Here is a 26,579-nt window from a genome sequence, read left to right as displayed (position 1 = left end):
CAGTTCATTCGGTGCCACTGACCGTACGCCGCACCACCGACAATCCCAATAGTTGCTTCCGACCGGAGCCAGAATGGCGACATTTTTCCCGCTACTGAACCTGAGGATATTTCGGAAGGAGATGACTGTGTCCGGCTCGCCGCCGACCGAAGGGCGCAGCCCCCGCCGCCGGAATGGCGCCCAAGATGCCAGGAATCCAATGTTTGCTGGTTCGCCGATCAAGGTGCGCGCGCCTTAAGGCGCACAATGTCGCGCCGAGCATTCACGAGCCGGCGTCCGCGCCCCTGCTCTTACTCGAGCAGCTTCGCCGCCGTCGCGACCTCCCGGATGAGCGCCCGTATCTACTTTGGTACCGCGGGAATCTCCTCCGGTGTGACCCCGGTGCTGGGCAGCCAGACGAGGTTCACCTGCAGGGCCGGGTCGATGTCCGGGTAGTCGCTGCGGTTGTGGCAGCGGCGGCTCTCCCTGGGCTCGAGTGCCGCTTCCAGTGTGGCGCGCGCTGCCGTGGCCGACTTGAGGTCGAAGACGTGCGCGAAGTCCTGGTAGCCGGCGATGTCGGGGTGGATGCCGATGTCGGCGATGCATGCCTCGATGGCGTCGAGTTCGGCGAGTCCGGTGAGCAGCCCGGCCTCTTCGCGGACGACTTCGGCGTGCTCGGTCATGGTGTTGCGGATCGCGCGCTGGAGGGCACGGACGTTCTCTTCGCCGTCGGCGGCGAGGAGGTCGGCGATCTCGCCGCGAGCGATCTGCACCGAGGCGGCCGAGCGGATCTGCGCCGTCAGGGAGGCGGAGTAGTCCGCGGCGGCCTGGCCGACGATGCGGCCGAAGACGAGCAGCTCGATCAGCGAGTAGCCGCCGAGGCGGCCGAGGCTAGGTCGCCGGCAGAAGCGGGTTCGGCGCATGGGTAGCGACGGCGGTAGGTCGACAGCACCGTAGGTAGCAGCGCGTTCCCTCCGCGCGCTGTCGCGATCACGGAGTGGGCGAGAATGGCGTTGTCGCGCCGGGGGGTCGCGGCAGTCACGGCGAGCACGCTGCCGCGATCGCCCTCCACACGCGCTGACCCAGCGCCCGGTCGTATCGATCGAGCACTCGCCAAGACGGATGCTCGTCATCGGAGAGGTACGGGAGAACGCGTCGCAGGTGCAATCGGTCCTTCCGGGTCAGCGAGTCCAGCGCCAGAGCACGAGGATTGCCTGCTGCTGCTGCCAGGACGGCCAGATCGTCGAGGTGGCGGTGGGGGTCGCGTGAGTCGGTGGCGTATGCCGCCGACTTGGCGATGATCGCTCCGAGTTCGTCCGGCACGTCGATGGTCGCGGAGTCACCGCCCGAGCTGAGCCTGTAGACGTCGCGGCGCAGCAACGCCTGTGCGGCGCCGGGTGAGCGCAGCAATGGTCGGAGCTGCCACCGCGTTCGTGTTCGCACATCTCGGGCGACCATGACGTCCACGACGTCGCGCTCCTTGCGGGCGAACCGGTGCAACGGCGTGCCGTGTGAAGGGTCGCGGGCTGAGAATCCGAGCGAGGTGAGCGGACCCGCGACATCGCGGACGGTGTTCGACCTGATGTCGAGCAGTACATCGACGTCGCTCGTCGGTCGAGTGGCCTCGACTCCGGCGCGAAGGGCGTGCAGGTGGACCATCAAGCCTCCGGCCAGCACCCAGCTCCCCGGCGGGGTCGCCGCCGACAGTTCGAAGACGAGCGGCCACGGCGAGTCCCGCGGCACGTCGACTACGTGCGATCTGCCAGCCATGAGCTCCTCAATCGCTCGACCGCGTCCAGCCCTGCCGTGCGCACTCGGGCCTGATCGTCGCGTGCCGCGTCGATGGCGATCAATGCTCGGGGCGTCTCGGGCCAGGGGAAGATCTCGTCGTCGAACCGGTGCAGCACGACCCGGCCGTTCTCGTCATCAGGGACGAGCATGGCGTGGTCGACGAGTTCGTCGTAGGTCATGCCTCTCGGGTAGCCGTGGGTCTGCTTGGCCTGCCCGACCAGCGCTTCGCCCGCGTGAGCGCCGAGACGCGCGATAGCGCTCTCGCCGGTCAGATGCAGGTGCTCGGCCGCGAGCTCCGGCCGTCGAGTTGCGAATCGTTCGATGCGGACCGACCGCGAGACCGCAGTGACGAGCTGCTCGGTGGTTCGCCGCCGGATGAGCGCCTCCTGCCGCGACGTCAGCCGGGATCCGTCCGAGAGCGCCGTGACCAGAGCTCTCGCGGTCACAGCGGAGACAGGCCTGCCCGGAGCGTGGCTCAGGTGCTCGCGCTCGTCCACCGCGGCGGCCGAGACCAGCCAGCTGCGGTGAACCTTCTCGCCTGCGAGCTGCCCGGTCGTCAGCATGTCGACGACGCGACGGGGAGACACGCCGAGGCGCCTGGCCGCTTCGTCGGTCGTCACGAACCCTTGCATGTATAAACCATCCCTCGACGGAATAATAATGCACAAAATCTGGCGCCTGTAGTTGTGACGATTCTTTCGGCGCGAAGCGCCCTCCGGCCACCACTCCTCATATCCAGCGTCTGACAACCCCCTGTCGCCTCCGGCCGCCCGGCGGTGCGCTTGAGCATGCGTGAAATGAGATTCGTGAAGCTCGTCAGCCGCCTCGAAGACGCGGCCACCCTCGACCCGCTCGTCGGACAAGTCCGGAAGGTGGTCAACGCCGTCATCCGCCCCCAGCCCGTGCGGGACGTGCTGCACGGGGTCCCGGTCGGGCACCCCGTGCATCCGCTGCTCGTCCTCGTCCCCGCGGGGGCGTGGCTCTCGGCGGCGGTCCTCGACCTGCTGCCGGGCAACGAGCGGGCGGCGCGCACCCTCATCGGCGTGGGAGTGGTCAGTGCCCTGCCGACCGCTGCCGCCGGCTACACCGACTGGTCGGAGCTGCACGAGCAGCAGATGCGCGTCGGACTCGTGCACGCGGGGGCGAACGCGATCGCGACGGCTCTCTACGCGGCGTCCTTCGTGCAGCGCGGGCGGGGGCACGGCGCGAGCGGGAAGGTTCTGAGCATGCTCGGGCTCGCCGTCGTCTCGGGCGGCGGGTACCTCGGCGGTCACCTGAGCTACCGGCAGGCGGCGGGAGTGAACCACGCGGAGGACGTCCCGCATCGCTTCCCGACCGGCTGGCAGCTGCTGGGGCCGCTGGACGACCTGCCGCAGAACGAGCTCGTCAAGAAGGTCGTCGCCGAGACGCCGCTGGTCGCGCTGCGCCGCGGCGATCGGGTGGATGTGCTGTCGAACGTCTGCAGCCACCTCTCGGGACCCCTGGACGAGGGTGAGCTCGAGAGCGCCGGTGGTGAGGCCTGCGTCACGTGCCCGTGGCACTCGAGCGTCTTCTCGCTCGAGACGGGCGAGGTGCTGCGTGGGCCCGCCACCGCTCCGCAGCCCCGGTTCGAGACGCGCGTCACCGACGGGCAGGTGGAGGTGCTGCTGCCGAACGCGGGATGACGGGGACAGCAGCATCGGTGCACCCCTTCGAGGAGGCGAGCGCGGCGCACCGGGAGGCGGAGCGCAGGCACCCGTCGGGAAGCCGTCCCCCGAACCCGGCACGGTGACCGGCCTAGGGTGGAGGGCCATGGACGAGACGACGCCCCCGGAACCCCGTCCGCGCGCGACCGAACCGGACCCCGAGCCGCAGGCGCCCCGCGCCGTCCCTCCGCTCGGCGCCGACTCGGCACTGCGCGCCATCCGCGACGTGGCGGCCGGCGCCGACCCGGCCGCCGAGGCGCTCGCGCTGTCGAACGACTACACGGACCGCCATCTCGAGCGTCTCCGTGCGTGGTGGAGTCGCCGCCGCGGACGGGGCGACTTGGACGCCTCCTGAGGAGGAGCCGCGAGCCTCGCGGGGTGAATCAGGGGGTGAAGTCGAGCGGCTGAGCCGGAGCCGGCGGGCTGCCTCTGCCTGGATACGAGGAGGGCGCAATCAGGCGCCTTCACCGTCTCAGAACAGGACCTTCATGCCCCAGGACTCCCGCCACCTGTCCCGCCGCACCGTCGCCACCGGCGCGGCGTGGACCATCCCCGCCATCGCCGTCGCGGCCGCGGCTCCCATGGCCGCCGCGTCGGGGACGCAGCCGCCCGAGCCCGACCTCTACAACTTCGCCGCGCAGGGCGGCGGTGCCCTGCCGGGCCAGAAGATCAACGCCTACGTCCGCATCCGCAACCGCTCCACCAACCTCGCGGTCCAGGGTCAGGCGGGCATCGTGTTCTTCGGCGCGACGACCGGCTTCGAGCTGCGCGATCTCTCCGGGAACGTCGTCACCTCCCTCCCCGGCACCGCCACCGACGCCTCCGGACGCTCCTTCCCGAGCCAGGGCGGCGTCTACGTGAAGGACGACACGGTGGAGGGGACCCTCGGCAGCCTGAGCGCCTCGTGGACCAGCCCGGCGCCCGAGAGCCGCCTCTACTCGACGGACTCGCTCGACCTCGAAGCGCTGTAGTCCGAACGGTTCCTCGTCCTCTGCGACGAGGTCCCGGATCCAGCGACGGCGGACCCGGACCGCCGTCGCTGGATCCCGCCTCCTCCCACGCCCGCGAGCGATCGCCAGGGAATATCGTGTCCCGAGAGCGTGAGGACCCGACCTCACCGCTGCTTCCGGAGTCCCGCCATGACTGTCACGTCCCCCGCTTCCGCGCGCCCGTCCGCCGCCTCGGTCGGGCGGCCCCGCCTCCTCGGGCGCCTGGCCTCCGCGCGCGGACTCGTCCTCCTGCGAGGCGTCCGCGGGAGCGGCCGCACCACCCTCGCCGCCGCCTGGATCGCCCGGAGGCGCGCGGACGGATCGACGACGGCCTGGATCGACGGGCGCCCTCGCTTCGCGCGCGAGCAGGACCTCGCGGCGGCTCTGGCGGAAGCACTGCGGCTGCACCCCCGCGGGGAGGGGCTCGACGCCCTCGCCGGCGTGCTGCTCGAGCGCGAGGGGCGGGTCGACGTCGTCCTCGACGACGCCGACGTCTACATCAGCGAGCCCCTGGTCCACTCCCTCGGCTCTCTCGCGACGCGGGTACCGGGGCTGACCGTCCTCGTCATCGGCCGCCGACCCGGGCCGACCGGCGCGGCGGCTCTGGACCTCCCCAGTCGCGAGCTGCACGCGAGCGTCGACGAGCTCGGCGGGATCCTCCGCTCCCTCTCTCTGGATCTCGCCGCGGACGAGATCGCGCAGCTCCACGGGTGGTTCGGCGGCTGGCTCGTCCCCTCGCTCGCGGCGGCGCGGGCCTGGTCGGCGTCGCTCGGCGTGGGCCACCCGGCGGCCCTCGCGCGGAGGACCGCACGCGAGGCGGGGACGGCCACGGCGCTCGAGAACGCCGACTCCGCAGCGGGGGAGCGGCTGCTCGGCTCGCTCTGGCTGTGGCGGCTGGCGGGCGAGGAGCTGACTCCCGAGACCGCCGCCGCGGCCTGGGATCACCCGCAGCCCATGCCGACGATCCTCGCCCTCGAAGCGGAGGGGGCGATCGACGTCGTCGACGGGCCGCGCCCGCTCTGGCAGCTCGCGATCAGCGAGGTGCTCGCCGAGGCGCTCTCCGCCCGCTTCGAGGCCGAGCACGCACCGCGCATCCTCGCCGCCCACCGCCGCCTCTCCGATCTCGCGCTGACGGAGGACCGCGGCGCCGACGCGATCCGGCACGCGTCGCTCTCGCAGGACTGGGAGCACACGGCGGCGCTGCTGAACGAGCACTGGGCGCCGGTGCTCGCCTCCCACAAGAGCGTCCTCCGCGAGGCGCTGCGCGCACTCCCGCAGGAGTTCCTCGACCGGTACCCGCGGTGGTCGCAGGCCAGGGCGTACGTCGAGCACATGCCGGTCGCCGGCACGGCGCGACCGGTGCAGTTCACCGCCCCTCGCCACGACGCGACCGACCTGATGGACGTCCTCGCAACGACGACCGCCCGGCTCGCGGCGGACCGCTCCGCCGGCCGCCTGCTCCCGGCGCGCACCGCCGTCGCCGACCTCGCCGAGATCCTCGCGGAGGCGAGCCCGGAGCGCCTGGAGCCCCTCCTCCCCGCGATCCCCGAGCTGCGCACGCAGTGGGCGCGGACCTACTTCTTCAGCGGTGCGCTGACGCTCGCCCGGGCCGAGTACGCGACGACCTACGACGAGGCTCTGACCCACGGCAACCTCCGCATCGCCGTCGCGGCCGCCGGATCGCTCGCCCTTCTGTGCGCGCTCTCCGGCCGCACCGACAGGGCCGAGACCTGGCTGCAGCGGATCCCCGAGTACCCCTCCAGCGACGCCCCCGACACGGTCCACGCCGTCGGGCACCTCGCCCGCGCCGTCGTCGCGCTCAACACGCTCGACCTCGCGACCGCCGAGAGGATCCTGCGCGAGGAGGCGCACATCACCGACGCCTCCGAGTATGCGGCGCTGCAGGCCGCGCTGCAGGCGCTCGCCGCGGGGTGGAGCGGTCATCCGGTCGCCGCGCTGCACACGCTCCGGTCCGAGCGCGCCGCCGCCGGCTCCCGGTGGGGCGCGGGGCTGAACGCGGTCGTCCTCGCCGACACCGAGTCGACCCTCCTCATCCTCGCCGGCCGCTACAACGACGCCGCTCGCGCCCTCGACGTCGAGCTCGACGACGACACCCTGCAGGAGGTCCTCCTCGTCGGCCGCGCCCGCACCGGGCTCGCCGCAGGCCACCCCGACGCCGCCGAGACCGAGAGCCGCGCCGCGCTCGAGCGCCCGGTCCTCACCGCCCGCTCGGCGATCACCGCCCACCTCGTCCTCGCCGGTGCTCTCCACGCGGCCGGCGACCGCGACTCCGCCGACGCGAGCGCCCGGACCGCCGTCGCCCTGGCCGCGCAGTACCGGCTGCCCGCGGCGCTCGCGGCCCTCGCGCTCCCCGATCTCGAGGTGCTCGGCGACGCCGTCCCCGAGGAGGTCGCGGCCCGCCTGCGCGCGTTGACCCTGCCGCGCAAGGCGGAGCGGCCGCTGCCTCCGCTCACCCCGCGCGAGCGGGAGATCCTCGGCCAGCTGATCGGCGGCCTCACCGTGGCGGGCATGGCCGACGCCGCGTTCGTCAGCCGCAACACCGTCAAGGCGCAGATCCGCGTGCTCTACCGGAAGCTCGACGTCCACTCCCGCCGGGAGGCGGTCGAGCGTGCTCGCGACGCGGGGCTGGTCAGCGGATAGCAGCGTCGGGGTGGATCCAGGAGACGCGCCGGATCGCGAGAGCACCATCATGCTCCTCGAAGTCCGCCGCCATCTGCGAGGTGCAATTGCAGTCGAATGGACAATTGGCATGTGCGGGAGTTCAGAGCGGTCAGCGCTGACATGACGCGATGGCGAGCAGCCCAAAGGTGAAGTCGGTAGAGACAACTTCTCCATCGACGCGGATCGAGCAAGTGACGAATCGGGAGTCGGCTTGGTTCTGAGCGGGGAGTGTAGCGAGCAGTGGTGGCGGCTGCCAGCGGAGGAATCGGCCCCGACTTAGGCCGGTGGATGTCGCTCAATGGCTGTGGTTGAGTTGGGTTGTCCTCGTCCACCTTCGGGGCATACAGTTTAGGACAGTCCTGACACAGTTCGAGATAACCGTGATCTGAACGACGCAGTCGGGATGACTGGGGAGCGTCGATGCCGGAGTTCAACGCAACACCCTCTCTGGCGGCGCTGGAACGCACCAACTGGCGAGTCCGTCTCGCGGGAAACCAAGACTTCGTAGAACTTTGGGGCACCTTCAACGAGTTGGCTCAGACCAGCGCTGATTTAGAAGATCTTGAAGCGGCCTCTGCGTGTGCCGTGCTGGCAGGCGTCAGTTCTCTAATTCCTGACGAAGAGCAGATGCATGAACCCTACCTGGCCATGATTCGGATGGGTGGTAGGCGGTCGTTCCTGCCTGACGATCTAAGTGAGCTTGACCTCCAATTTCTGGCTGACCTTCTATCGGACCTGCCAGATAATAAGCTCGCCGCGAGAGTCGGTGACATGTTGTGGATTCGGCGATTTGGCTCCTCTCCGTATCAGTTTGCAAGAACCGCAGTCGACCGTTGGATCCAGCTGCCAGTCGACGCGGACTCGTGGTACGGGGATGGTCGGGAGAACTGGCCACGATATTTACTACTGGCGCGCCAGCTCCGCCTTTCAGATAAGCTCGACGTGGCGCGAGGTCGGCTCGAGGAAGCGTTCGAAATTGCCGACGGGTCAATGGCGATGGATCTTGCGAACCTTCTCGCTAAGTGCGGTGTGGATGACGATGTCGATCGTCGAAGAATTGCCAGCCGATTGGCGCAGTTGGCTCAATCGGACGAGCGACCAATCATCGCCCGTGACCTACATCGGGCCGCTGCACATTGGTATAGTTCTATTCAAGATTCTGAATCCGCGAGTAGACAGCTTCTAGCCGTTGTTCAAAGTTGGATCTCAGAAGCGGAGCAACGAGCGGGAGATAGTGCGGCAGTTGCGAATTCGCTGTATGAGTCCGCGTTGCAAGACTATCGAATGATCTCCGTCTCAGAACGAAGGCGGCTGAATGTGTCGGATCTGGGGAACGATTTAGTTTCTCGAATCCGCTCGAGCGGCATCACGATGCTGGACCAGATGTCGTCATTTACATCGGAGGCAATCGATCTGACTGCTGAGGCTGCGGCGGTACAGGACCACATAGCGGGTCAGGCTGTGGTGGACGCAACGGCACGTTTCGTGTCGCTTGTCCCTTATCTCTCTGAGCAGGACGAGCGCGCTGCAGCGGAGCGACAGCTTTCGGACTCCGCAATACTCGGGCTGCTCCCAGTTCGTCATCTTGCAAACGACGGGAGAATAGTCCATACGTCTGGTCCCGATGAGCCAGGGCCGTGGGGTTACCCATCGGACGTATGGAATGCAATGCTTCAGCGGTATGAGATTCACCTCCAGTATTACACCAAGGGCCGCATACTTCCGGCGCTTGAAGTTCTGGCTAATGAACATAGGCTCCGGATTCGGGATTTCCTGGCAGTAGCCGAAGGTTCCGCAATCGTTCCGCCCGACCGGAGTCGAACCGTTGCTCGTGCCCTAGCCGCTGGCTTCAACTACGATTTCACCGCGGCACTTTATATGCTTGTGCCACAGCTCGAGAACATTATTCGGCATGTCTTGCAAGATTGTGGCTTGTCAACGGTAACGATCTCCGAAGGTGTTCATCAGGAAATTGGATTGAGTAGTCTTCTCGAGCGTCCGCAGCTGATCGAAGTGCTCGGAGCGGATCACGTCTACGAGATGCGAGCACTCTTCGGTGGCCCAACCGGCGCTAATCTGAGGAACGAGGTCGCGCACGGACTTCTGTCAGACGGTGGCGCGTCGAGTGTCAATTCTGCGTACGCCTGGTGGTTTTTCTTGCGACTGATCTATACGCCGTATTGGAACCGACTTCACCCGGAGACTGATTGAACTTCTGACCCCGATGGGGCGCTTGAGTGAAATGGGATTCAATCAGGCAAATAGCTAGCGATAGCTAGAAGCGAGCGGGTGGTTCGCCACCACAGCGGCCCGCTCAGAGGTGCGGCGCCACCCGCTCGTCGAAGTCCGCCGCGACCCGCGCAGCCACGGCCGCGTACTCCGTGTCCCACACCGCCTGGTTGAAGATCTCGACCTCGATGTCGCCGGTGTAGCCGGTGGCGGCCACCGCCTCCGTCAGCACCGTGAAGTCGATGACGCCGTCGCCGACGTAGTGGCGCGACAGCAGCACGTCGGCGGCGAGCGGGGTGGCCCAGTCGCAGACCTGGTAGCTGGCGATGCGGCCCTCGGCGCCGGCGCGGGCGATCTGGGGGAGCACCTCCGGGTCCCACCAGACGTGGAAGGTGTCGACGACGACTCCGACGGCAGCGGGGTCGAAGGGGGCGGCGAGGTCGAGGGCCTGCTTCAGGGTCGAGACGACGGCGCGGTCGGAGGCGTACATCGGGTGCAGGGGCTCGATCGCGAGCTGCACGCCCGCGGCGAGGGCGGCGGGGGCGAGCTCGGCGAGCGCGTCCTGCACTCGGGAGCGCGCGCCGACGAGGTCGCGCGAGCCGGCGGGCAGGCCGCCGGCGACGAGCACGAGCGCGGGGGCGCCGAGGGCGGCGGTCTCGTCGATCGCCCGGAGGTTCTCGGCGAGTGCGGCCCGGCGCTCGGGGCCCTCGACGGGGGTGAAGAAGCCGCCGCGGCAGAGCGACGAGACCCGCAGGCCGCTGTCGGCGACGAGGCGCACCGACTCCGCCAACCCGGCCTCGGCCACGGGCTCGCGCCACAGGCCGATCGAGGAGCAGCCGGCGGCGGCGGTCACGTCGAGCGCGGTCGCGAGGGGGGCGTACTTGATGGTCGCCTGGTTCAGCGAGAGGCGCGGATGCGTCACACCAGCACCGTCCTCAGCGCGTCGACGCCGCTCAGCGACAGGAGCTGGGTCCAGCGGGCCGCCGCGAGGGCCGGGCGCTCGAGGGCGCCCGCTTCGGCAGCGAGCCGCACGATCTCGGACAGGTGCGGGAGCGAGCGCGCGGAGTGCAGGCCGCCGACCATCGAGAACGCCTGCTGGTGGCCGTTGAGCCACGAGAGGAACGCGACTCCGGTCTTGTAGTACTGCGTGGGCGCGGCGAAGATCTGGCGCGAGAGGGCCTCGGTCGGGCCGAGGATCCGGCGGTACGACTCCGCGTCGCCCGCGTCGAGGGCCTGGACCGCGGCGGAGGCGTTCGGCGCCACCGCGGCGAAAGCGCCCAGCAGGGCGTCGGAGTGGCGGGTGACGCCGTCAGCATCCGTGCCGCCCTCGATGAGGCGCACGTAGTTGAAGTCGTCGCCGGTGTAGAGCGTCGCCTCGCGGGGGAGGCGGGCGCGGACGGCGATCTCGGACTCCGCGTTCAGCAGCGACATCTTGATGCCGCTGACCGAGGCCAGGTTGTCCTCGATGATCCGGACGACGGTGTCGGAGGCGGTCGGCACGTCCGACGAGCCGAAGTAGCCGGCGAGCACCGAGTCGAACGCCTCGCCGAGCCAGTGCAGCACGACGGGGCGCGAGGCGCGCGCGAGCACGGCGGCGTAGACGCGCTCGTAGTCGGCGGCCGACGACGCGGCGCGGGCGAGGTGCCTGCTCGCCATCATGACCACTCCGGCGCCCGCGTCCTCGGCGAACTCGAGCTGCTCGACGTACGCGTCGATGACGCGCTCGAGCGGGACGACGTCGTCGGTCAGCTGGTCGGTGTTGACGCCGACGACGACGGAGGCCTTCACCGACGCGGCCTCGGCGGCGCTGCGGCGGATGAGCTCCTGCGTCGCGGTCCAGTCCATGCCCATGTTGCGCTGGGCGGTGTCCATCGCGTCCGCGACTCCGAGGCCCCACGACCAGACGTGGTGCCGGAAGGCGAGGGTCGCGTCCCAGTCGACCTGCGCGGGGTGCCCGGGGACGTTCTCGCCGTGCACGAGCGGAACGACGTGCGCGGCGGCGTACGCGACCCGGGAGGCGAGCGGGGAGCGGGGGCGGACGAAGGCCGGAGCGTCGCCGACGTCGAGCGGAGTCAGCGTGCCGTCGGGAGACAGCAGGGTGACGTCGGTCACTTCACGACCTCGACGGAGGCCAGCGCCTCGGCGTCGGCGGCCGCGTCGAGCGCGGCGACGTCGATGCGGCGGCCCTCGCGGGAGGACTCGAGGCCCAGCTCGGCGAGGCGGACGCCGCGGGCGCCGGCGAAGAAGTCGTACTCGTGCGGGGCGTCCTCGACCACGTGGCGGATGAACTGCTCCCACTGGGTCTTGAAGCCGTTCTCGAAGACGTCGTTGACGGGCAGCTCCTGCCAGTCCTGCGAGTAGTCGTGCTTCTCGGGGAGGTCGGGGTTCCAGGTGGGCTTGGGTGTGGCGACGCGCGGCTGCACCTTGGCGCCGAAGAGGCCGACGACGGCCGAGCCGAGGGTGCCGTCGACCTGGAACTCGACGAGCTCGGGGCGGTCGACGCGCACGGCCCAGGAGGAGTTGAGCTGCACGGTGATGCCGCCGGCGACGTCGAAGATCGCGTAGGCCGCGTCGTCCGCGGTCGCGGTGTAGGGCTCGCCCTGCTCGTCGACGCGGGTGTCGATGTGCGTGGTCGCCTTGGCGTAGACGCCCTCGATGGGGCCGAAGAGGTTCTCGAGCACGTAGTTCCAGTGCGGGAACATGTCGACGATGATGCCGCCGCCGTCCTCGCTGCGGTAGTTCCAGCTGGGACGCTGCGCGTCCTGCCAGTCGCCCTCGAACACCCAGTAGCCGAACTCGCCGCGGACGCTGAGGATGCGGCCGAAGAAGCCGGAGTCGATCAGGCGCTTGAGCTTCTGCAGGCCGGGCAGGTAGAGCTTGTCGTGCACGACGCCGTTCTTGATGCCGGCCGCCTTCGCCGCCTCCGCGATCTCGAGCGCCTCGGCGTACGACTCCGCGGTGGGCTTCTCGGTGTAGATGTCCTTGCCTGCCGCGATGGCCTTCTTGATCGCGGGCACGCGGGCCTTGGTGACCAGGAAGTCGGCGTAGATCGGCCACGCGGGGTCGGCGAGGGCGGCGTCGAGGTCGGTGGTCCAGTGCTTCAGGCCGTGCTTGGCGGCGAGCTCGGCGAGCTTGGCCTCGGAGCGGCCGACGAGCAGCGGCTCGACCTGCACGCGGGTGCCGTCCGAGAGCAGGACGCCGCCCTGCTCGCGGATGGCGAGGATCGAGCGGACGAGGTGCTGGCGGTAGCCCATGCGGCCCGAGACGCCGTTCATGATGATGCCGATGGTGCGGGGCGTGGTCGACTCTGACACGGTGAGCCCTTTCGATGGGAGCTGGAAAGCGTTTACCGCATCGTATGCGAGCCACGGGCGGTGGGCAACCGTTTTCCTGCGCGGTGCGGAGGCGGCGGCGACCTTCGGCTCGTCAGAACGCATTCGGCTGGGGGAATCGCGGGATTCCGCGAGCCGAACGTGTTTCTGCGAGCCCAAGGTGCCTCCGTTGTCACGTTGGGCTCGTCAGAACGCGTTCGGCTCGCGGGAATCGCGGGAATCCGCGAGCCGAACGTGTTTCTGCGAGCCGGAGGTCGACGCCCGGAAGGGCGGGTCGCGTCAGCGCCCCGGTGTGCTCTCGCGCACGACGACGGCGGTCGGCAGCACGACGGAGGAGTCGCCGTCGGCGTCGTCGTCGAGCGCCATCGCGATGGCGCAGCTCCCGATCTCGGTGAGGGGCACGGCCACCGTCGTGATCGCGGGGCTCACGTCCCGCAGGGTCGGGATGTCGTCGAAGCCCGCGACTCCGATGCCGGTGCCCGGCTCGACGCCGCGCGATCGCAGCGCGGAGGAGGCGCCGATCGCCATGACGTCGTTGACGGCGAAGACCAGGTCGATGTCGTCGGCGTGCTCGTCGAGCAGCCGGAGGGTCGCTGCGTGCCCGCCGTCGCGGGTGAAGGCCGTCTCGACGACGAGCGCCGGATCCAGGGTCACGCCGTGCGCGGCGAGGCCGTCGGTGAAGCCCTGCACGCGGTCGGCCGAGGTGAGCAGGGTCGCCGGTCCGTGCACGATCGCGAAGCGGCGGTAGCCGAGCGCGACGAGCTCGACGGCGAGAGCCTGTGCGCCCGCCCGGTTGTCGAGCTGGACGGTCGGGAAGGGCAGCGCGCGCTGGCTCAGCATGACCACCCGGCCGCCGGAGCGCTCGAAGGCCTCGAGCTCGGCGACGAGCGCGTCGCGGGAGGACTCGTCGTCGAAGCGGCTGCCCGCGAGCAGCATCACGCGCGGCCGGCCGCCGCGGAGGGTGCGCACCAGCTCGAGCTCGCGGAGCGGGTCGCGGCGCGTGACTCCGATCGTCACGACGAGACCGGCGGCCTCGGCCGCGGCGAGCACCCCGGAGGCGATGCTCGAGAAGTAGGGGTCGGCGATGTCGCTGACCAGCAGGGCGACCGTCGAGGTCGTGCCCTTGGCCACGGCCTGGGCCGACAGGTTTGTCGAGTAGCCGAGCTTGGCGGCCGCGGCGACCACGCGGGCGCGGTAGGCGTCGTTGACCTTGCGGGCGCTGCCGTTGAGCGCGCGGGAGGCGGTGGCGAGCGACACTCCGGACTCGCGGGCTACGTCGTGCAGGGTCACGGCCGCGGTGCGATCCTTCGGTGCCATCGATCACTCCTCGGCGGGCTGCGTGCCCGCTCAACGGTCGTCATTCTGTCACTCCGCCGTACCGTGGGGGAAAGCGCTAGCCCTTCGCCGCGCCGGACAAAACTCCCGGTGCGGGCTGTTATTCGACAGGTGTCCGCGAAAGGCGGACGGCGACCGCCGCGAAGACCGTGCAGCCGAGGGCCGGCACGACGAGCGGCGCGAGCTGCCAGGTGACGACGACGGCGAGCAGCACGGCCACCAGCACGGCGCCCGAGCCGCGGAGGTCGCGGACCGAGCGAGCGGCGGACTCCTTCAGCAGGGGCACCCAGCGGGAGTCGGGCTGCCAGGCGGCGGAGGCCGTGAGCAGCACCACGAGTCCGGCCGCGAGGGCCGCCGCGCAGACCGCGCCGACGGCCGCCGCTCCCGGCAGCGTCCCGCCCGCGACCAGCGCGAGATCGAGCGCCAATGCGGCGGAGGCGAGGACCAGCCCGACCCCGATCGGGAGCGAGCGGACCAGGCCGGTGCGCGCCTCCGCCAGCGCCGTCGCGAGCGTCGACGGCTCGTCGAGCACGAAGCGGCGGAGGTGGCGCGCGCCGACCGCGAGAGCCAGCGGCAGGGTGACCAGCGGCAGTGCGAGCACCGTCACCAGCACTCCGGTGAACATCACCTCGGCGAACAGGGCGAACTTGTTCGCGGCCCCCGGCCAGCGCAGCGCGGTGCCGTCGGCGGCGGCCGCCCGGGCGTCCCGGGCGGCCCGGCGAGAGCGCGACGAGCTCATCCCTTGAGACCCTGCGTGGCGACTCCGTCGACCAGGAAGCGCTGGAAGATGATGAAGAAGATCAGCACCGGCAGCAGCGCGAGCACCGACACCGCGATGGTCGCGCCGTAGTCGGAGGCGGAGGTCTGGTCGTTGTAGACGCGCAGCGCCAGCGGCAGCGGCTGCTTGTCGGGGGTGTTCAGGTAGAGCAGCGGGCCGAGGAAGTCGTTCCAGCTCCAGATGAAGGCGAAGATCGACGAGGTGATCAGGGCCGGGCGGATCAGCGGGATCGTGATCGAGCCGAAGATCCGCAGGTGGCCGGCTCCGTCGATCCGGGCGGCCTCGTCGAGCTCGCGGGGCAGGTTGCGGATGAACTGCACCATCAGGAAGACGAAGAACGCCTCGGTCGCGAGGAACTTTCCGATCAGCAGCGGCCAGTAGGTGTCCATCATCCCGAGGGTGCGGAAGATCGTGTACTGCGGGATGAGCAGCACGTGCATCGGCAGCAGGAGCGTGCCGATCATCAGGGCGAAGTAGAGCGGACGACCGCGGAAGTCGAGCCGCGCGAAGGCGTAGGCCGCCATCGACGACGAGATGACGACTCCGATGACCGAGCCGATCGCCAGCACGGTGGAGTTGAGGAAGAACTGCCAGAGCGGCACGCCGCCGACTCCCGCGAAGACCTTCACGAAGTTGTCGATCGTCGGGTTCTGCGGCAGGAGGCCGGTCTGGCCGCCGAACTCGCTGTTGGGCTTGAACGCCGCGGCGCCCATCCAGACCAGCGGGTAGAGGACGATCGCGGTGAGCACGATCATCGCCGCGATCCAGACGATCGTCCCGGTCTTGGGGCGCTTGCGCCCGCCGCGACGGGTCGGGGCCGGCTCGGTCAGCGCCTGCGTGTCGGCCGAGGGGAGCGTGGTGTCGAAGGTCGTCATTTGGTGTCTCCCGAGTAGTGCACCCAGCTCTTCTGAGTCTTGAAGAGGACGAAGGCGAGGAGTCCGACGAACAGCAGCAGGACCCAGGCCATCGCCGAGGCGTAGCCCATCTGGTTGTTCGTGAAGGCACGGGTGTAGAGGTACACCGTGTAGAAGTTGGTCGCTCCGGCGGGGCCGCCGGTGCCGTTGCCGATGATGTACGCCGAGGCGAAGACCTGGAAGGCGTTGATCATCTCGAGCAGCAGGTTGAAGAAGATGACCGGCGAGAGCATCGGGAGCGTGACGCTGCGGAACTTGCGCCAGGGTCCGGCGCCGTCCATCATCGCCGCCTCGTAGAGCTCGGCCGGGACCTGCTTGAGGCCGGCGAGGAAGATCACCATCGGGGCGCCGAACTGCCACACCGCCAGGATGATCATCATCGGCAGGATGAGGGCGGGAACGCCCACCCAGCCGCCGATCTGGATGCCGAAGATCTGGAGTCCGGAGTCGACGGGGCCGTCGGTCGAGAACATCGCGCGCCAGACGATGGCGATGCTGACGCTCGCGCCGATCAGCGACGGTGCGTAGAACGCGGAGCGGAAGAAGCCGGTGCCCTTGGCGCTGTAGTTGAGCAGCATCGCGACGACCAGGGCGGCGGCGAGCTTGACCGGCGTCCCGATGAAGACGTAGGCGAGGGTCAGCTGCACCGACTGGATGAACTTCGGGTCGCCCAGGAGGCGCTCGAAGTTGGCCAGCCCCACCCACTCGGGCGAGGTGAAGAGGTTGTAGTCGGTGAACGCGAAGTAGAGGGACATCAGCATCGGGCCGAGCGTGAGCCCGACGAAGCCGATGAGCCACGGCGAGAGGAACACGTAGCCGGCCAGGGTGTCCCGCTTGGGGCGTCGCCGCGCTTCCCCACCGGCCGGACGAGGAGTGCTCGTCCGGCCGGCGGTGGGCGCGACGCGACCGTCTGCGGCGGTGCCGCTCGGGGTCGACGTCGTCGTCATGAGATGCCTTTCCTGGCCTGGGGGATCGATCAGTTGTCGAGCGTGACAGCGGTCTCGTCGAAGAACTGCTGCACAGCCTCGTCGACGCTCACGGCACCGAGGCCGAGGCTCGTGCCGAGGTCGAGGAAGTTGGCCTCGATGGCGCCGTAGCCGGCGACCGGAGCGGCCGGGGCCTCGCCGATGCGGTCCTCGACCGAGTCGAGGTAGTCGGCGACCTGCTTGTCCGGGCCCTCGAGGTTCGCACCCGCGAGCTGCTCGGAGGAGGCGGGGATGCCGAGGGTGGCGCCGAAGATCTCGCCGACCTCGGGGCTGTTGATCAGGAAGTCGAGGAACGTCGCGGCGGCCTCGGGGTGCTCGGTGGCCGAGGAGATCGCCTGCATCAGGCCGACCTTCTGGTAGAGGTCCTGCGAGCCCTCGTCCGCGGTGGGAGGAGCGGTCATCACGATCTCGGAGGCGCCGCTGTCGCCGATGTAGCCGCCGAGGAAGTTGCTCCAGCTCATCTCGCTGGTCGCGATGCCGGCGCCGAAGCCCGACTTGGGCAGCAGCTCCTGGAGGCGCGCGGCCGGCACGCCGGTCGTGGTGCGCATCTCGTCGCCCTGCTCCCAGAACGACGCGAGGTCGTCCTCGGTGAAGGCGAGCTCGCCGTCCTCGGTGAACAGCTCCTTGCCCTCGGCGCGCAGCTGCAGCTCGAAGTTCTGGATGCGGCCGGTGTAGTCGGTGCCTCCGTAGACGGCGCCGCCGGTCTTGGCGGTGACGTCGGCGACGTAGGCCGCGTAGTCGTCCCAGCTGCCGCCGCCGGGGTAGGGCTCGAGGCCGTTGGCCGTCAGGAGGTCCTGGTTCTGGAAGATCGCCCAGGCGCTGTAGCCGGTGGGGATCGCGTAGGTGGCGCCGTCGAGCTCGCCGGTCGCGAGGAGGTCCTCGGAGATGGTGCTCTCGTCGACCGCGCCGCCGAAGTACTCGGACAGGTCGCCGAGCAGGCCGTTGTCGCCGTACTGGCGGAGGTAGGTGTAGTCGAACTGCATCACGTCGGGCAGTCCGCCACCGGCGGCCTCGGTCTGGCGCTTCTCCCAGTACCCGCCGTAGTCGGTGAACGTGGAGTTGATCGTGATGTTCGGGTTCTCCTCCTCGAACAGCGCGATGGCCTGGTCGTAGCGGGCGGCCCGGTCGTCGTTGCCCCAGAACGTGTAGTTCAGGGTGATCTCTTCGTCGGGGTCGAGCGTGGCCGAGGCCCCGGAGCCTCCGCCGGAGCAGGCGGTCAGTCCGAGTGCTGCAGCGGCCATGAGGGCCACTCCTGCGACGCGGGTGCTGTGTGTGCGGAACATCTTCGTCCTTTCGAGAACATCATTGTTTCGAACCCCCGACGTCTCGATGAAACGTTTCGGGAAAGCGTTTGCCCTAAAGTACGTCGCGAGTATCCGCGCGTCAAGCCGCGATCGCACGGCGGGTCGGGAGGCTGTGCGATCCCAGGCCCGGCGACTCAGTCGGAGGAGCAGACGAGGACGCCGTCGACCACGCTCAGCACGGCCGAGCGGACGTGCGATCGGCGCTGTGACGCAGTCGCCGGCATGTCGGCGAGCTCGCTGCCGCCCCACTCCGGATGCGTGAAGTACACGATGAGCGCCCGCTCGCCGCCGAGCTCGACGACATCGGCGTGCCGGCCCGAGACGGCCCGGCCCTCGACCTGCTCGGGGCGCATCAGGATCAGGCCGTCGTCGGCGCTCTGCCGTCGCCAGCCGGCGGTGCCGTCGGGGGAGCGGTGCACGGCGAGTCCGCGCCACTCGTCCACGACCATCCAGAACCACCCGCCGAGGCGGAACACCTTCGGCCCCTCGTGCGGGCGCCCGCCGATCGCGACGCCCTCGACACGCCAGGAGGCGGGATCGGCGGGGTCGTCGCTGACGGCGACCCCGGTGGTGGAGTCGCGGTGCTCGTCCTTGAACCAGAGCCGGTGCCGGCCGTCCCCGGTGCGGGCGACGGCGGCGTCGATCACGCGATCGGAGCCGAGGTCGATCTCGCCGCGCAGGCGCCAGTGGACGAGGTCGTCGCTGTCGAACTGCGCGATGGCGGCGCGGCCGGTCCAGTCGCCGGGGATGCCGTCGATCCGGGTCACGTACATCCGCCAGCGGTCGCCGATCCTGACGACGTCGGGCGCCCAGAGGGTCGCGCGCTCGGCGGTGAGGCCCTCGTCGAGCCCGTGGACGGTGCCGCGATAGCGCCAGGTCGCGCCGCCGTCGCTCGAGGCGGCCATGCCGATCCGGCTGCCGTGCACCCACTCGACGCCGGGCAGATCGAGCGACGCACGGCGCTGGGTGTAGAGCAGCAGCCACTCGCCCCGGACGGTGTCGGCGACCAGCACCGGGTCGGTCGGGCCGTCGAAGACGGGGTCGCGGTAGGGCTCGGCGAAGGCGTCCTCGCGCAGCGGCAGCGGTGCCGTCACCGCAGGACCGCCGCGATCCGCTCGGCTTCGAGGGCGCCGTCGGCCAGCAGCACGCGCCAGCCCCAGGCAGCGGGGCCGTCGAGGGGCCACTCGTCGTGGAAGAACGGGGCGGCGCAGAGCATCGGCGTCGGCTCGGTGCGCACGAACCAGGGCGACGGAGTGACGGGGTTCGTCGCGGAGGCGGCGATCGCGACGGTCGCGGTGCCGGTCGCGAGGGCCAGCCACGGGGCGGACGCACCCCGGGCCGCCTCCGCCGTCGTCTCGCCGGTGGGCGAGAGCACTCGCGCCTGCGCGAAGTCCGGCGCCAGGCGGAGGAACAGCCCGCCGTAGCCCGCGTCGGCGCGGCCGGCGGTGGTCGGCGATCCGAAGCGCAGGCCCGGCACCCCGGGGGTCCACTCGCTCGCGATGTCCAGCACCGCGACTCCCGCCGCGGGCAGGCTCACCTCGTGGCGCCGCCGCTCGCGCAGCAGCAGCCGGCCGTCGGCGGCGAACCAGCCGAGGTCGAGCGCCGATCCGCTCTGCCCGAGGAGGCGCTGCGAGCCGTTGTTGTCGAGCTGACGGTAGCCCTCGCCGGTGACCCAGGTGACACCGCCCCAGAGGTTCGCGTCCGGAGCCTCGTCGCCGACGCGGAGGTTCGCGACGGTCAGCGAGAGGCCGAGGTGCCAGTCGTGGTCGGGCGGCCGGAGGTCGGAGACGACCACGCCGCCCGGCGTCCGGACCGGGTGCAGGTAGGGCCGGGGCGAGTCGCGCGCCGGAGTCGCGGGGTCGTCGAGGACGAGCGTCGCGATGCCGTCGCCGAGGATCACGGTCGCGCCTCGAGTCGCAGGTCGACCACCTCGGCGCGCACCGCCGTGCGCAGCGACGGGTCGGCGCGCAGCTCCTCGATCCGCACGGCCGCGCCCCGGCGCGACGAGAGGTAGAGGGCGGCGACGATCTCGAGGGAGCGGGTCGGGGCGTCGGCGACGTCGGGCAGCGGGCCGCCCGCGCGCAGGGCCGCGTAGACGGCGTCGAGGTAGGGCTCGTGCCCGCTCGCCACCTCGTCGTCCGGGAACGCCCAGGTCGCGACCTCCTCGGCGCCGACGTGCGGCGCAGGTGTGATCCGCCAGTGGGCGTGCCCGTGGCCGTAGAGGTGCTCGAGCTCGATCGTGGCGCGCTCGGTGTCGATCCGGATCGAGCTCGACTGGCGCGGCGAGACGGCGCTGGTGAGCACCGACGCGACGACGCCCGAGGCGAAGCGGAGCACGGCGGTGGAGACGTCCTCGGTCTCGATGTCGCGGCCGAGGCGCCAGGCCTGGCCGGTCACCTCGTCGACGTCGCCGAGCAGGTGCGCGAGCAGGTCGAGCTGGTGGATGCCGTGCCCGAAGGTGGTGCCGCCGCCCTCGGTGTCCCACCGGCCGCGCCACGGGACGGCGAAGTACTCGTCGTCGCGGTACCAGAGGGTGTCGCAGCGCGCGACGAGGGGGCGGCCGAGCGCGCCGGAGCCCAGGAGGCCGCGCACGTGGGCGGCCGCGGTGCCGGTGCGCTGCTGGAACACCACGGCGAGGCGGCGACCCGCGCGCTCGGCGGCGGCGAGCATCCGGTCGACCTCGGCGAGCGAGAGGGCCGGCGGCTTCTCGACGACGACGTGCGCGCCCAGGGCGAAAGCGGCCTCGGCCTGCTCGGCGTGCACGCCGGGCGGGGTGCAGAGGTGCAGCACGTCGACCTCGGGCAGGTCGGCGAACGAGGTGCCGGAGGCGGGGACGCCGTGCTGCGCGGCGAACGTGCGCGCGCGCTCGGCGTCCGTGTCGATGGCCGCGACGATCCGGGCGTCGTCGCGACCGGCCAGTGCGGCCGCGTGCAGATGGGCGACACCGCCCGTGCCGATGATGCCCACTCGGAGCGGCGGGAGGGTGTCGGCGTCCATGTGCGTCCTCGCGATCCAGGGCGACGGCGCGTGCCGGCGCTCTGAGGCACCCTAGCTCGGAAAACGCTTGCCCGCCATCGGGACAGCGAGTAGCCTCGCCTGCGACCACGCCGAGGGAGCCGCCTGTCGGGTGCGTCGAATCGGAGACGTCCACTCGTGGGAGAAGCCCGCCCGTCACTCGCGCCGATCGAGATCGACCGCCGCCGCCCCGCCCGGTCCTCGCTCCGCCTGCTCGGCCGCTACCGCGGGCGGATCACGGTCGCCGTGCTCTTCTTCGCCGTGAAGGACACTCCGCTCTGGCTGCTGCCGGTGGTGACCGGGGCCATCGTCGACGTCGTCGTGGCGGGCGGCCCCTCCTCGACCCTCTGGCTCTGGACGGCGATCGCGCTGGTCGCGCTGCTGCAGAACTACCCGAACCACGTGATGTACACCCGGCTCTACATGAGCTCGGTGCGCCAGACCGGCAAGGACCTCCGCAACGCCCTCGCGGCGCGGCTGCAGAACCTGTCGATCGGCTTCCACACCCGGGCGAGCTCGTCGATCGTGCAGACGAAGGTCGTCCGCGACGTCGAGAACATCGAGACGATGCTGCAGCAGGTCGCCCATCCGCTGCTCTCGGCGGTGATGGTGGCGGGCGGCGCGCTGGTGATGACGGCGCTGAACGTGCCCGAGTTCCTCCCCGTCTACGCGCTGGCGATCCCGCTCGCGGTGCTGCTGCGCGCTTTCCTGACCAAGCGCTCGCGGCACGGCAACGAGGTGTTCCGCCGCGAGGTCGAGCAGTTCTCGGCGCGGGTCGGCGAGATGGCCACGCTCATCCCGATCACCCGCGCGCACGGCCTCGAGAGCACGGCCGTCGACAGGGTCGCGGCCGGCGCCGAGGGCGTGCGCTCGGCCGGCTACAGCCTCGACCTGCTGAACGGGCGCTTCGCCTCGCTGTCGTGGGTGGGCCTGCAGCTGCTCGGAGTCGCGTGCCTCGTGGCCGCGGCGTGGGCGTCGATCAGCGGCTGGGTCCCGATCACCGCCGGGCAGGTCGTGCTGCTCAGCTCCTACTTCGCGCTGCTCACCGGAGCCGTCACGAACCTCCTGATGCTGCTGCCGATCATCGCGCGCGGCACCGAGTCGGTGCGCTCGATCGGCGAGCTGCTCGAGGATCCCGACCTCGAGCACAACGCGGGCAAGGCGCACGTCGACGACCTGCGCGGCGCGATCCGCCTCGACCACGTGGGCTACCGCTACGACGCCGCGACGACCGCGATCGACGATGTGTCGCTCGACGTCGCCCCGGGCGAGACCATCGCGTTCGTCGGCTCCTCGGGCTCGGGCAAGTCGACGATGCTCAACCTGGTGCTCGGCTTCCTCCGGCCCACGAGCGGACGCATCCTGCTCGACGGGCGCGACGCCGAGTCGCTCGACCTGCGCAGCGCCCGCCGCTTCGTGTCGGTCGTGCCGCAGGACTCGGTGCTGTTCGAGGGCTCGATCCGCGAGAACGTGGCCTACGGACTCGGCACGGTCGACGACGACCGGATCCGCGCCGCCCTCCGCGACGCGAACGCACTCGACTTCGTCGACGCGCTGCCCGAGGGCTGGGGCACCGTCGTCGGCGAGCGCGGGGCGCGGCTCTCGGGCGGGCAGCGCCAGCGCATCGCGATCGCCCGCGCGCTGGTGCGGAATCCGCGCGTGCTCGTGCTCGACGAGGCGACGAGCGCGCTCGACCCCGAGTCGGAGTCGCTCGTGCGCCAGGCCCTCGAGCGCCTGATGCGGGGGCGGACGACGCTCGTCGTGGCTCACCGGCTGTCGACGATCCGGTCGGCGGACCGCATCGTCGTGCTCGAGCACGGCCGGATCGTCGAGATCGGCTCGCACGCCGAGCTGCTCGCGTCCCGCGGCCGCTACGCGACCCTGCACGCGGTGCAGGCGGGGAGCTGAGGGCGCGTTCTCGCCGGAGGGGACGCCACAACTGAGGCTGGACGCGCAGATCTCCCGAATTCTCGGGCGTTCGTACCGGTCAGCCTCAGTTGTGAGGCGGTCAGCCTGCTGCGACGCGCACGAGCGCCCACCCGTACTGCTCGAGGTGCAGCGACTCGACCGCGGCGCCGGTGACGACATCCGTCCCGGAGAGCGCGACGTCGACCGGGTCGACGCCGTGGTTGATCACCGTCAGCACGTCGCCGCGGCGCGATGCCTCCACCCGCGAACCGGTGCGCAGCACCGGCCCCACGCCCGACTCGGCCGCGAGCCAGCCGGTCAGCGCCGTCATCCCCGCGTCGTCGGGGATCGTCGCTAAGTAGTGCGCCGTCCCGGCTCCCGTCGAGCGCGCGGTGAGCGCCGGCATCCCGGCGGCCTGCCCCGAGGTGAAGCGGCCGAGCACCGTGACCGCAGCGTCGTCCACGACGGCGAGCTCCTCCGCGAGGAATCCGCCGGCGAACGCGCCGAACGGCCCGTCGGCGTCGACCGCGGGGGTCGCGCCGAACTCGACCACCGACACCCCGAGCACCTCCCGCAACCCCACCTGGAAGCCGCCGTCGCGGAAGGCGTCGTCCTCGTCGACCACGTCGCTGAAGGCAGTGACGAGCAGGCGTCCGCCGCCCTCGACGAACGAGGTGAGGTTCGCCGCCGAGTCGTCGGTGAGCAGGTAGGAGTGCGCGAGCACCACGAGCGCGTACCCCGAGAGGTCGTCGCCCGCCCGCACGAGATCGACGGCGAGGTTCTGCCGGTGGAGCGCGGCGTGCCAGCGCTGCACCAGCTCGAGGTAGTCGAGCACGACGGGGTGGTCGGGGTTCTGGATCGCCCACCAGTTCTCCCAGTCGATCACGAGCGCGATCCGGGCCCCGGAGGCGGTGCCGCCGAGCTCCGGCAGGGCGCCGAGGGTGCTCCCGAGCTCGACCACCTCCCGCCAGGTGCGCGTCTCGGTCCCCGCCTGCGGCAGCATCGCCGAGTGGAACTTCTCGCTGCCCCGGCGCGACTGGCGCCACTGGAAGAACAGGATGCCGTCGGCTCCGCGGCCCACGGCCTGCATCGACAGCGCCGCCATCCGCCCCGGTGCCTTGGGCGTGTTCGAGGGGCGCCAGCTGACCGCGCTGGTCGCCTGCTCCATCAGGAGCCACGGCTGCCCGGGCTTCAGCGACCGCATCAGGTCGCGGGTGAAGGCGGCGCCGCGGAACGACTCCGGATCGGCCGGGTCGAAGTAGTTGTCGTCGCTGACGACGTCGACCTCCTGCGCCCAGCGCCAGTAGTCGAGCGGCGGGAACGCGCCCATGAAGTTCGTCGTGATCGGCTGGGTCGCGCCGGTCGCGCGGATGATGTCGCGCTCCATCGTGTACAGCTCGAGCAGCGTGTCGGAGGTGAACCGGCGGAAGTCGAGCAGACCGGCGGGGTTGTGGCTGTACGGAGCCTTCCGCGGCGGCACGATCTCGTCGAACGAGCCGTAGCGCTGCGACCAGAACAGGGTGCCCCAGCGGCGGTTGAGCTCGTCGACGTCGCCGTACTTCCGCTCGAGCCACACGCGGAACGCGACCGCGGCGTTGTCGGAGTAGTCGTAGTGCAGATGGCAGCCGTACTCGTTGTTCACGTGCCAGAGGACGATCGCGGGGTGGTCGTGGTACCGCTCGGCGATCGCGGTGACGAGCCGGGCCGCGAGCCTCCTGTAGTCGGGGGAGGAGGGGCTGTAGGCCTGCCGGCTGCCCGGCCAGTAGGTCGCGCCGTTCTCGTCCTGGGGGAGGAGCCCGGGGTACTTCTTCGCGGCCCACGACGGAGGCGACGCGGTCGCGGTCGCGAGGTCGACTCCGACGCCGTTCTCGTGCAGCAGGTCGATGACGCGGTCGAGCCACTCGAAGTCGAAGGTGTCCTCGTCGGGCTGGATCCGCGCCCAGGCGAAGATCCCGAGGCTGACCGTCGTGACGCCCGCCTCGCGCATCCGCACGACGTCCTCAGCCCAGGTCGCCTCGTCCCACTGCTCGGGGTTGTAGTCGCCTCCGTAGTGCATCATCCGTGCGACGTCCCTTCCGTGATCGAGATGCGGGAGCGACGGGTCCGGGCCTCGTCGTCCGCCGGACCTTGAGCATAAAACGTTTCACGCAGGCCCGTGGACTGCGCCCGCGTCAGACCGAGGCGGCCCGGATCCGCGCCCCGGGGTGGTCGGCCGGCAGGTGCGCGCGCCCGTCGCCGCGGAGGCGGCCCCGGAGCGTCTGGCCCACCTGCGCCTCGACGACGAGTCCGCGGGCGCGCAGCTCGGGCATGACCAGGTCGAGGAAGCTGTCGAAGTTGCCGTACGGGTCGGGCTGCACGAGGAAGCCGTCGGCGCCGGTCGCCGCGACCGCCGCCTCCGCCTGGTCGACGACCTCGCCGGGGTCGCCGATGAACGGCGCGCCCATGACGTTGTTGCGCTGGAACTCCTCGAGCACCTCGCGCACCGTCGGAGCGTTCGGTCCGAGGAAGCGCTCGAGGTTCGTCCGGCCGGTCTGCGTCACGGTCGACGGGTCGATCGGCTTGTCGGGGTCCATCACCGAGAGGTCGACGCCGGTGAAGAAGGCGTAGGAGGCGGCCGCCTCATCGAGCGAGCGGGTCGCGATCTGCCGTGCGCGCAGCTCGTGCGCCTCCGTGCTGGTGGGCGCCACGATGAAGGTGCCCGCCATCATGCAGACGAGGCTCTGCGGGTCGCGGCCGAACGACGAGGCTCTGCGGCGGATGTCGGCGATCTGCTCGGCGACCTTGGGGATCTCGGCGGCGAGGAAGACCCCCTCCGCGAACTTCGCCGCGAGGTCGCGACCCGGCCCGGAGGCGCCGGCCTGGAACAGCATCGGCGTCCGCTGCGGCCCGGGCGGCACGTTCAGCAGCCCCTTCGCGCGGAAGTGCGGGCCGTCGTGCTCGATCTCGCGCACCTTCGCCGGGTCGGCGTAGACGCCGTTCTCGCGGTCGAGGAGGATCGCGTCGTCGTCCCAGCAGCCCTCCCAGAGCTTCAGCGTGAGCTCCACGTGGTCGGTGGCGATGCCGTAGCGCAGGTCGTGCTCGACCATGGGCGCGCCGAAGAGGCGGGCGGAGGCGTTCTGGCCCGCGCCGGTCACGATGTTCCAGCCGATGCGGCCCTTCGTGAGGTGGTCGAGGGTCGCCATCTTGCGCGCGACCATGGGGGGCTTCTCGACCGAGGTGGACTGCGTGGTCACCAGTCCGAGTCGCTCGGTCACCGCGGCGAGGGCGGGCAGGATCATCGCCGGGTCGGCCTTGGGAACGTGCACACCGTTGCGGACCGCCGCGTCGGGGACGGTGTCGTCGACGACCGGGTAGCCGTAGTCGTCGGCCATGAAGAGGAAGTCGACGCCCGCCTCCTCGCAGCGCTTCGCCATGTCGATCCAGTGGTCGAGCTCGAGGAACCGGTACGACGTGTTCTCGGGCAGCCGCCACGAGCCCATCAGCATGCCGGACTGGAACATCCCGATCTTCCAGGGTGCTGCCATGGGGTCGTCTCCTCGTGCTCGTGCGTCGCCGGGTCGAATGAACCGATCAGTTCACATCGTAGGCGGCGGATGTTTCGTCGGTGTCACGGCTGCGCACATCATCGGCTCCGACGGGGCTGTCCACAGGT

General features: G+C 70.6%; 21 protein-coding genes and 1 pseudogene. 6 read left to right on the top strand and 16 right to left on the bottom strand.

Going from position 1 to position 26,579, the window contains the following annotated elements; all coding sequences use genetic code 11:
• Window positions 1–341: 341 nt before the first annotated feature.
• The 3 genes and pseudogenes from GRS92_RS02895 to GRS92_RS02885 form a co-directional block, all read right to left on the bottom strand.
• Window positions 342–863 (bottom strand): annotated as a pseudogene (locus GRS92_RS02895) (succinate dehydrogenase); the annotation flags it as partial.
• A gap of 154 nt (window positions 864–1,017) precedes the next feature.
• Window positions 1,018–1,638 (bottom strand): hypothetical protein, encoded by a 621-nt coding sequence (locus GRS92_RS02890; protein WP_159853057.1) that lies wholly within the window; start codon window positions 1,636–1,638, stop codon window positions 1,018–1,020.
• Window positions 1,639–1,727: 89 nt separating this feature from the next.
• Window positions 1,728–2,519: a helix-turn-helix domain-containing protein gene (locus GRS92_RS02885; protein ID WP_159853056.1), complete on the bottom strand. Its 792-nt coding sequence runs from the start codon at window positions 2,517–2,519 to the stop codon at window positions 1,728–1,730.
• A gap of 39 nt (window positions 2,520–2,558) precedes the next feature.
• Between GRS92_RS02885 and GRS92_RS02880 the strand changes: the two genes are divergently transcribed.
• The 5 genes from GRS92_RS02880 (at window position 2,559) to GRS92_RS02860 (ending at window position 9,337) form a co-directional block, all read left to right on the top strand.
• Window positions 2,559–3,434, top strand: coding sequence for a Rieske 2Fe-2S domain-containing protein (locus tag GRS92_RS02880; RefSeq protein ID WP_159853055.1), 876 nt, complete (start codon window positions 2,559–2,561; stop codon window positions 3,432–3,434).
• A gap of 127 nt (window positions 3,435–3,561) precedes the next feature.
• Window positions 3,562–3,810, top strand: a complete 249-nt coding sequence (locus GRS92_RS02875) for a hypothetical protein (RefSeq protein ID WP_159853054.1) — start codon at window positions 3,562–3,564, stop codon at window positions 3,808–3,810.
• A gap of 133 nt (window positions 3,811–3,943) precedes the next feature.
• Window positions 3,944–4,426: a hypothetical protein gene (locus tag GRS92_RS02870; RefSeq protein ID WP_159853053.1), complete on the top strand. Its 483-nt coding sequence runs from the start codon at window positions 3,944–3,946 to the stop codon at window positions 4,424–4,426.
• A gap of 168 nt (window positions 4,427–4,594) precedes the next feature.
• A complete protein-coding gene (locus GRS92_RS02865; protein ID WP_159853052.1) occupies window positions 4,595–7,105 on the top strand; it encodes a LuxR C-terminal-related transcriptional regulator in 2,511 nt (836 codons plus the stop codon).
• Window positions 7,106–7,546: 441 nt separating this feature from the next.
• Window positions 7,547–9,337: a DUF4209 domain-containing protein gene (locus tag GRS92_RS02860; protein WP_159853050.1), complete on the top strand. Its 1,791-nt coding sequence runs from the start codon at window positions 7,547–7,549 to the stop codon at window positions 9,335–9,337.
• A gap of 103 nt (window positions 9,338–9,440) precedes the next feature.
• Here GRS92_RS02860 and GRS92_RS02855 read toward each other — a convergent pair whose 3' ends face one another.
• The 11 genes from GRS92_RS02855 to GRS92_RS02805 form a co-directional block, all read right to left on the bottom strand.
• A complete protein-coding gene (locus tag GRS92_RS02855) occupies window positions 9,441–10,277 on the bottom strand; it encodes a sugar phosphate isomerase/epimerase family protein (protein ID WP_159853048.1) in 837 nt (278 codons plus the stop codon).
• Window positions 10,274–11,467 (bottom strand): dihydrodipicolinate synthase family protein, encoded by a 1,194-nt coding sequence (locus GRS92_RS02850; RefSeq protein WP_159853046.1) that lies wholly within the window; start codon window positions 11,465–11,467, stop codon window positions 10,274–10,276. The genes GRS92_RS02855 and GRS92_RS02850 overlap by 4 nt, the downstream gene beginning before the upstream one ends.
• Window positions 11,464–12,630 (bottom strand): Gfo/Idh/MocA family protein, encoded by a 1,167-nt coding sequence (locus GRS92_RS02845; protein WP_159853301.1) that lies wholly within the window; start codon window positions 12,628–12,630, stop codon window positions 11,464–11,466. Before GRS92_RS02845 ends, GRS92_RS02850 begins: the two co-directional genes overlap by 4 nt.
• A gap of 336 nt (window positions 12,631–12,966) precedes the next feature.
• Complete coding sequence (locus tag GRS92_RS02840) at window positions 12,967–14,004, bottom strand: LacI family DNA-binding transcriptional regulator (protein ID WP_159853045.1); 1,038 nt, start codon at window positions 14,002–14,004, stop codon at window positions 12,967–12,969.
• Window positions 14,005–14,122: 118 nt separating this feature from the next.
• Window positions 14,123–14,761 carry a hypothetical protein gene (locus tag GRS92_RS02835; protein WP_159853044.1) on the bottom strand — a complete coding sequence of 213 codons (639 nt, stop codon included), beginning with the start codon at window positions 14,759–14,761 and terminating at the stop codon, window positions 14,123–14,125.
• Window positions 14,758–15,675, bottom strand: coding sequence for a carbohydrate ABC transporter permease (locus GRS92_RS02830; RefSeq protein ID WP_159853043.1), 918 nt, complete (start codon window positions 15,673–15,675; stop codon window positions 14,758–14,760). Before GRS92_RS02830 ends, GRS92_RS02835 begins: the two co-directional genes overlap by 4 nt.
• Complete coding sequence (locus tag GRS92_RS02825) at window positions 15,672–16,661, bottom strand: carbohydrate ABC transporter permease (RefSeq protein ID WP_159853042.1); 990 nt, start codon at window positions 16,659–16,661, stop codon at window positions 15,672–15,674. The genes GRS92_RS02830 and GRS92_RS02825 overlap by 4 nt, the downstream gene beginning before the upstream one ends.
• Window positions 16,662–16,690: 29 nt before the next feature.
• A complete protein-coding gene (locus GRS92_RS02820) occupies window positions 16,691–17,983 on the bottom strand; it encodes an ABC transporter substrate-binding protein (RefSeq protein WP_159853041.1) in 1,293 nt (430 codons plus the stop codon).
• Between the two features lie 155 nt (window positions 17,984–18,138).
• Complete coding sequence (locus tag GRS92_RS02815) at window positions 18,139–19,098, bottom strand: family 43 glycosylhydrolase (RefSeq protein WP_235021781.1); 960 nt, start codon at window positions 19,096–19,098, stop codon at window positions 18,139–18,141.
• Window positions 19,095–19,904, bottom strand: a complete 810-nt coding sequence (locus tag GRS92_RS02810) for a DUF6807 family protein (RefSeq protein ID WP_159853040.1) — start codon at window positions 19,902–19,904, stop codon at window positions 19,095–19,097. The genes GRS92_RS02815 and GRS92_RS02810 overlap by 4 nt, the downstream gene beginning before the upstream one ends.
• Window positions 19,901–21,001, bottom strand: a complete 1,101-nt coding sequence (locus GRS92_RS02805) for a Gfo/Idh/MocA family protein (protein ID WP_159853039.1) — start codon at window positions 20,999–21,001, stop codon at window positions 19,901–19,903. The genes GRS92_RS02810 and GRS92_RS02805 overlap by 4 nt, the downstream gene beginning before the upstream one ends.
• A 156-nt stretch (window positions 21,002–21,157) precedes the next feature.
• Between GRS92_RS02805 and GRS92_RS02800 the strand changes: the two genes are divergently transcribed.
• A complete protein-coding gene (locus tag GRS92_RS02800) occupies window positions 21,158–22,927 on the top strand; it encodes an ABC transporter ATP-binding protein (protein WP_204162345.1) in 1,770 nt (589 codons plus the stop codon).
• A gap of 100 nt (window positions 22,928–23,027) precedes the next feature.
• On the opposite strand, the gene GRS92_RS02795 is transcribed toward GRS92_RS02800, so the two are convergent.
• Window positions 23,028–24,986, bottom strand: coding sequence for a beta-galactosidase (locus GRS92_RS02795; protein ID WP_159853037.1), 1,959 nt, complete (start codon window positions 24,984–24,986; stop codon window positions 23,028–23,030).
• 112 nt (window positions 24,987–25,098) lie between these two features.
• Window positions 25,099–26,451, bottom strand: a complete 1,353-nt coding sequence (locus tag GRS92_RS02790; RefSeq protein ID WP_159853035.1) for an NtaA/DmoA family FMN-dependent monooxygenase — start codon at window positions 26,449–26,451, stop codon at window positions 25,099–25,101.
• Window positions 26,452–26,579 lie beyond the last annotated feature (128 nt).

Source organism: Rathayibacter sp. VKM Ac-2754, assembly GCF_009807095.1.
GTDB lineage: Bacteria > Actinomycetota > Actinomycetes > Actinomycetales > Microbacteriaceae > Rathayibacter.
This window is presented reverse-complemented; position numbering and strand designations above follow the sequence as displayed.

Coding starts and splice junctions, on each gene's coding strand:
- GRS92_RS02890 (WP_159853057.1), bottom strand. CDS start 1,638: ATGGTCCACCTGCACGCCCTTCGCGCCGGAGTCGAGGCCACTCGACCG.
- GRS92_RS02880 (WP_159853055.1), top strand. CDS start 2,559: ATGCGTGAAATGAGATTCGTGAAGCTCGTCAGCCGCCTCGAAGACGCG.
- GRS92_RS02875 (WP_159853054.1), top strand. CDS start 3,562: ATGGACGAGACGACGCCCCCGGAACCCCGTCCGCGCGCGACCGAACCG.
- GRS92_RS02870 (WP_159853053.1), top strand. CDS start 3,944: ATGCCCCAGGACTCCCGCCACCTGTCCCGCCGCACCGTCGCCACCGGC.
- GRS92_RS02865 (WP_159853052.1), top strand. CDS start 4,595: ATGACTGTCACGTCCCCCGCTTCCGCGCGCCCGTCCGCCGCCTCGGTC.
- GRS92_RS02860 (WP_159853050.1), top strand. CDS start 7,547: ATGCCGGAGTTCAACGCAACACCCTCTCTGGCGGCGCTGGAACGCACC.
- GRS92_RS02845 (WP_159853301.1), bottom strand. CDS start 12,630: ATGAACGGCGTCTCGGGCCGCATGGGCTACCGCCAGCACCTCGTCCGC.
- GRS92_RS02840 (WP_159853045.1), bottom strand. CDS start 14,004: ATGGCACCGAAGGATCGCACCGCGGCCGTGACCCTGCACGACGTAGCC.
- GRS92_RS02835 (WP_159853044.1), bottom strand. CDS start 14,761: ATGAGCTCGTCGCGCTCTCGCCGGGCCGCCCGGGACGCCCGGGCGGCC.
- GRS92_RS02830 (WP_159853043.1), bottom strand. CDS start 15,675: ATGACGACCTTCGACACCACGCTCCCCTCGGCCGACACGCAGGCGCTG.
- GRS92_RS02825 (WP_159853042.1), bottom strand. CDS start 16,661: ATGACGACGACGTCGACCCCGAGCGGCACCGCCGCAGACGGTCGCGTC.
- GRS92_RS02820 (WP_159853041.1), bottom strand. CDS start 17,983: ATGTTCCGCACACACAGCACCCGCGTCGCAGGAGTGGCCCTCATGGCC.
- GRS92_RS02805 (WP_159853039.1), bottom strand. CDS start 21,001: ATGGACGCCGACACCCTCCCGCCGCTCCGAGTGGGCATCATCGGCACG.
- GRS92_RS02795 (WP_159853037.1), bottom strand. CDS start 24,986: ATGATGCACTACGGAGGCGACTACAACCCCGAGCAGTGGGACGAGGCG.
- GRS92_RS02790 (WP_159853035.1), bottom strand. CDS start 26,451: ATGGCAGCACCCTGGAAGATCGGGATGTTCCAGTCCGGCATGCTGATG.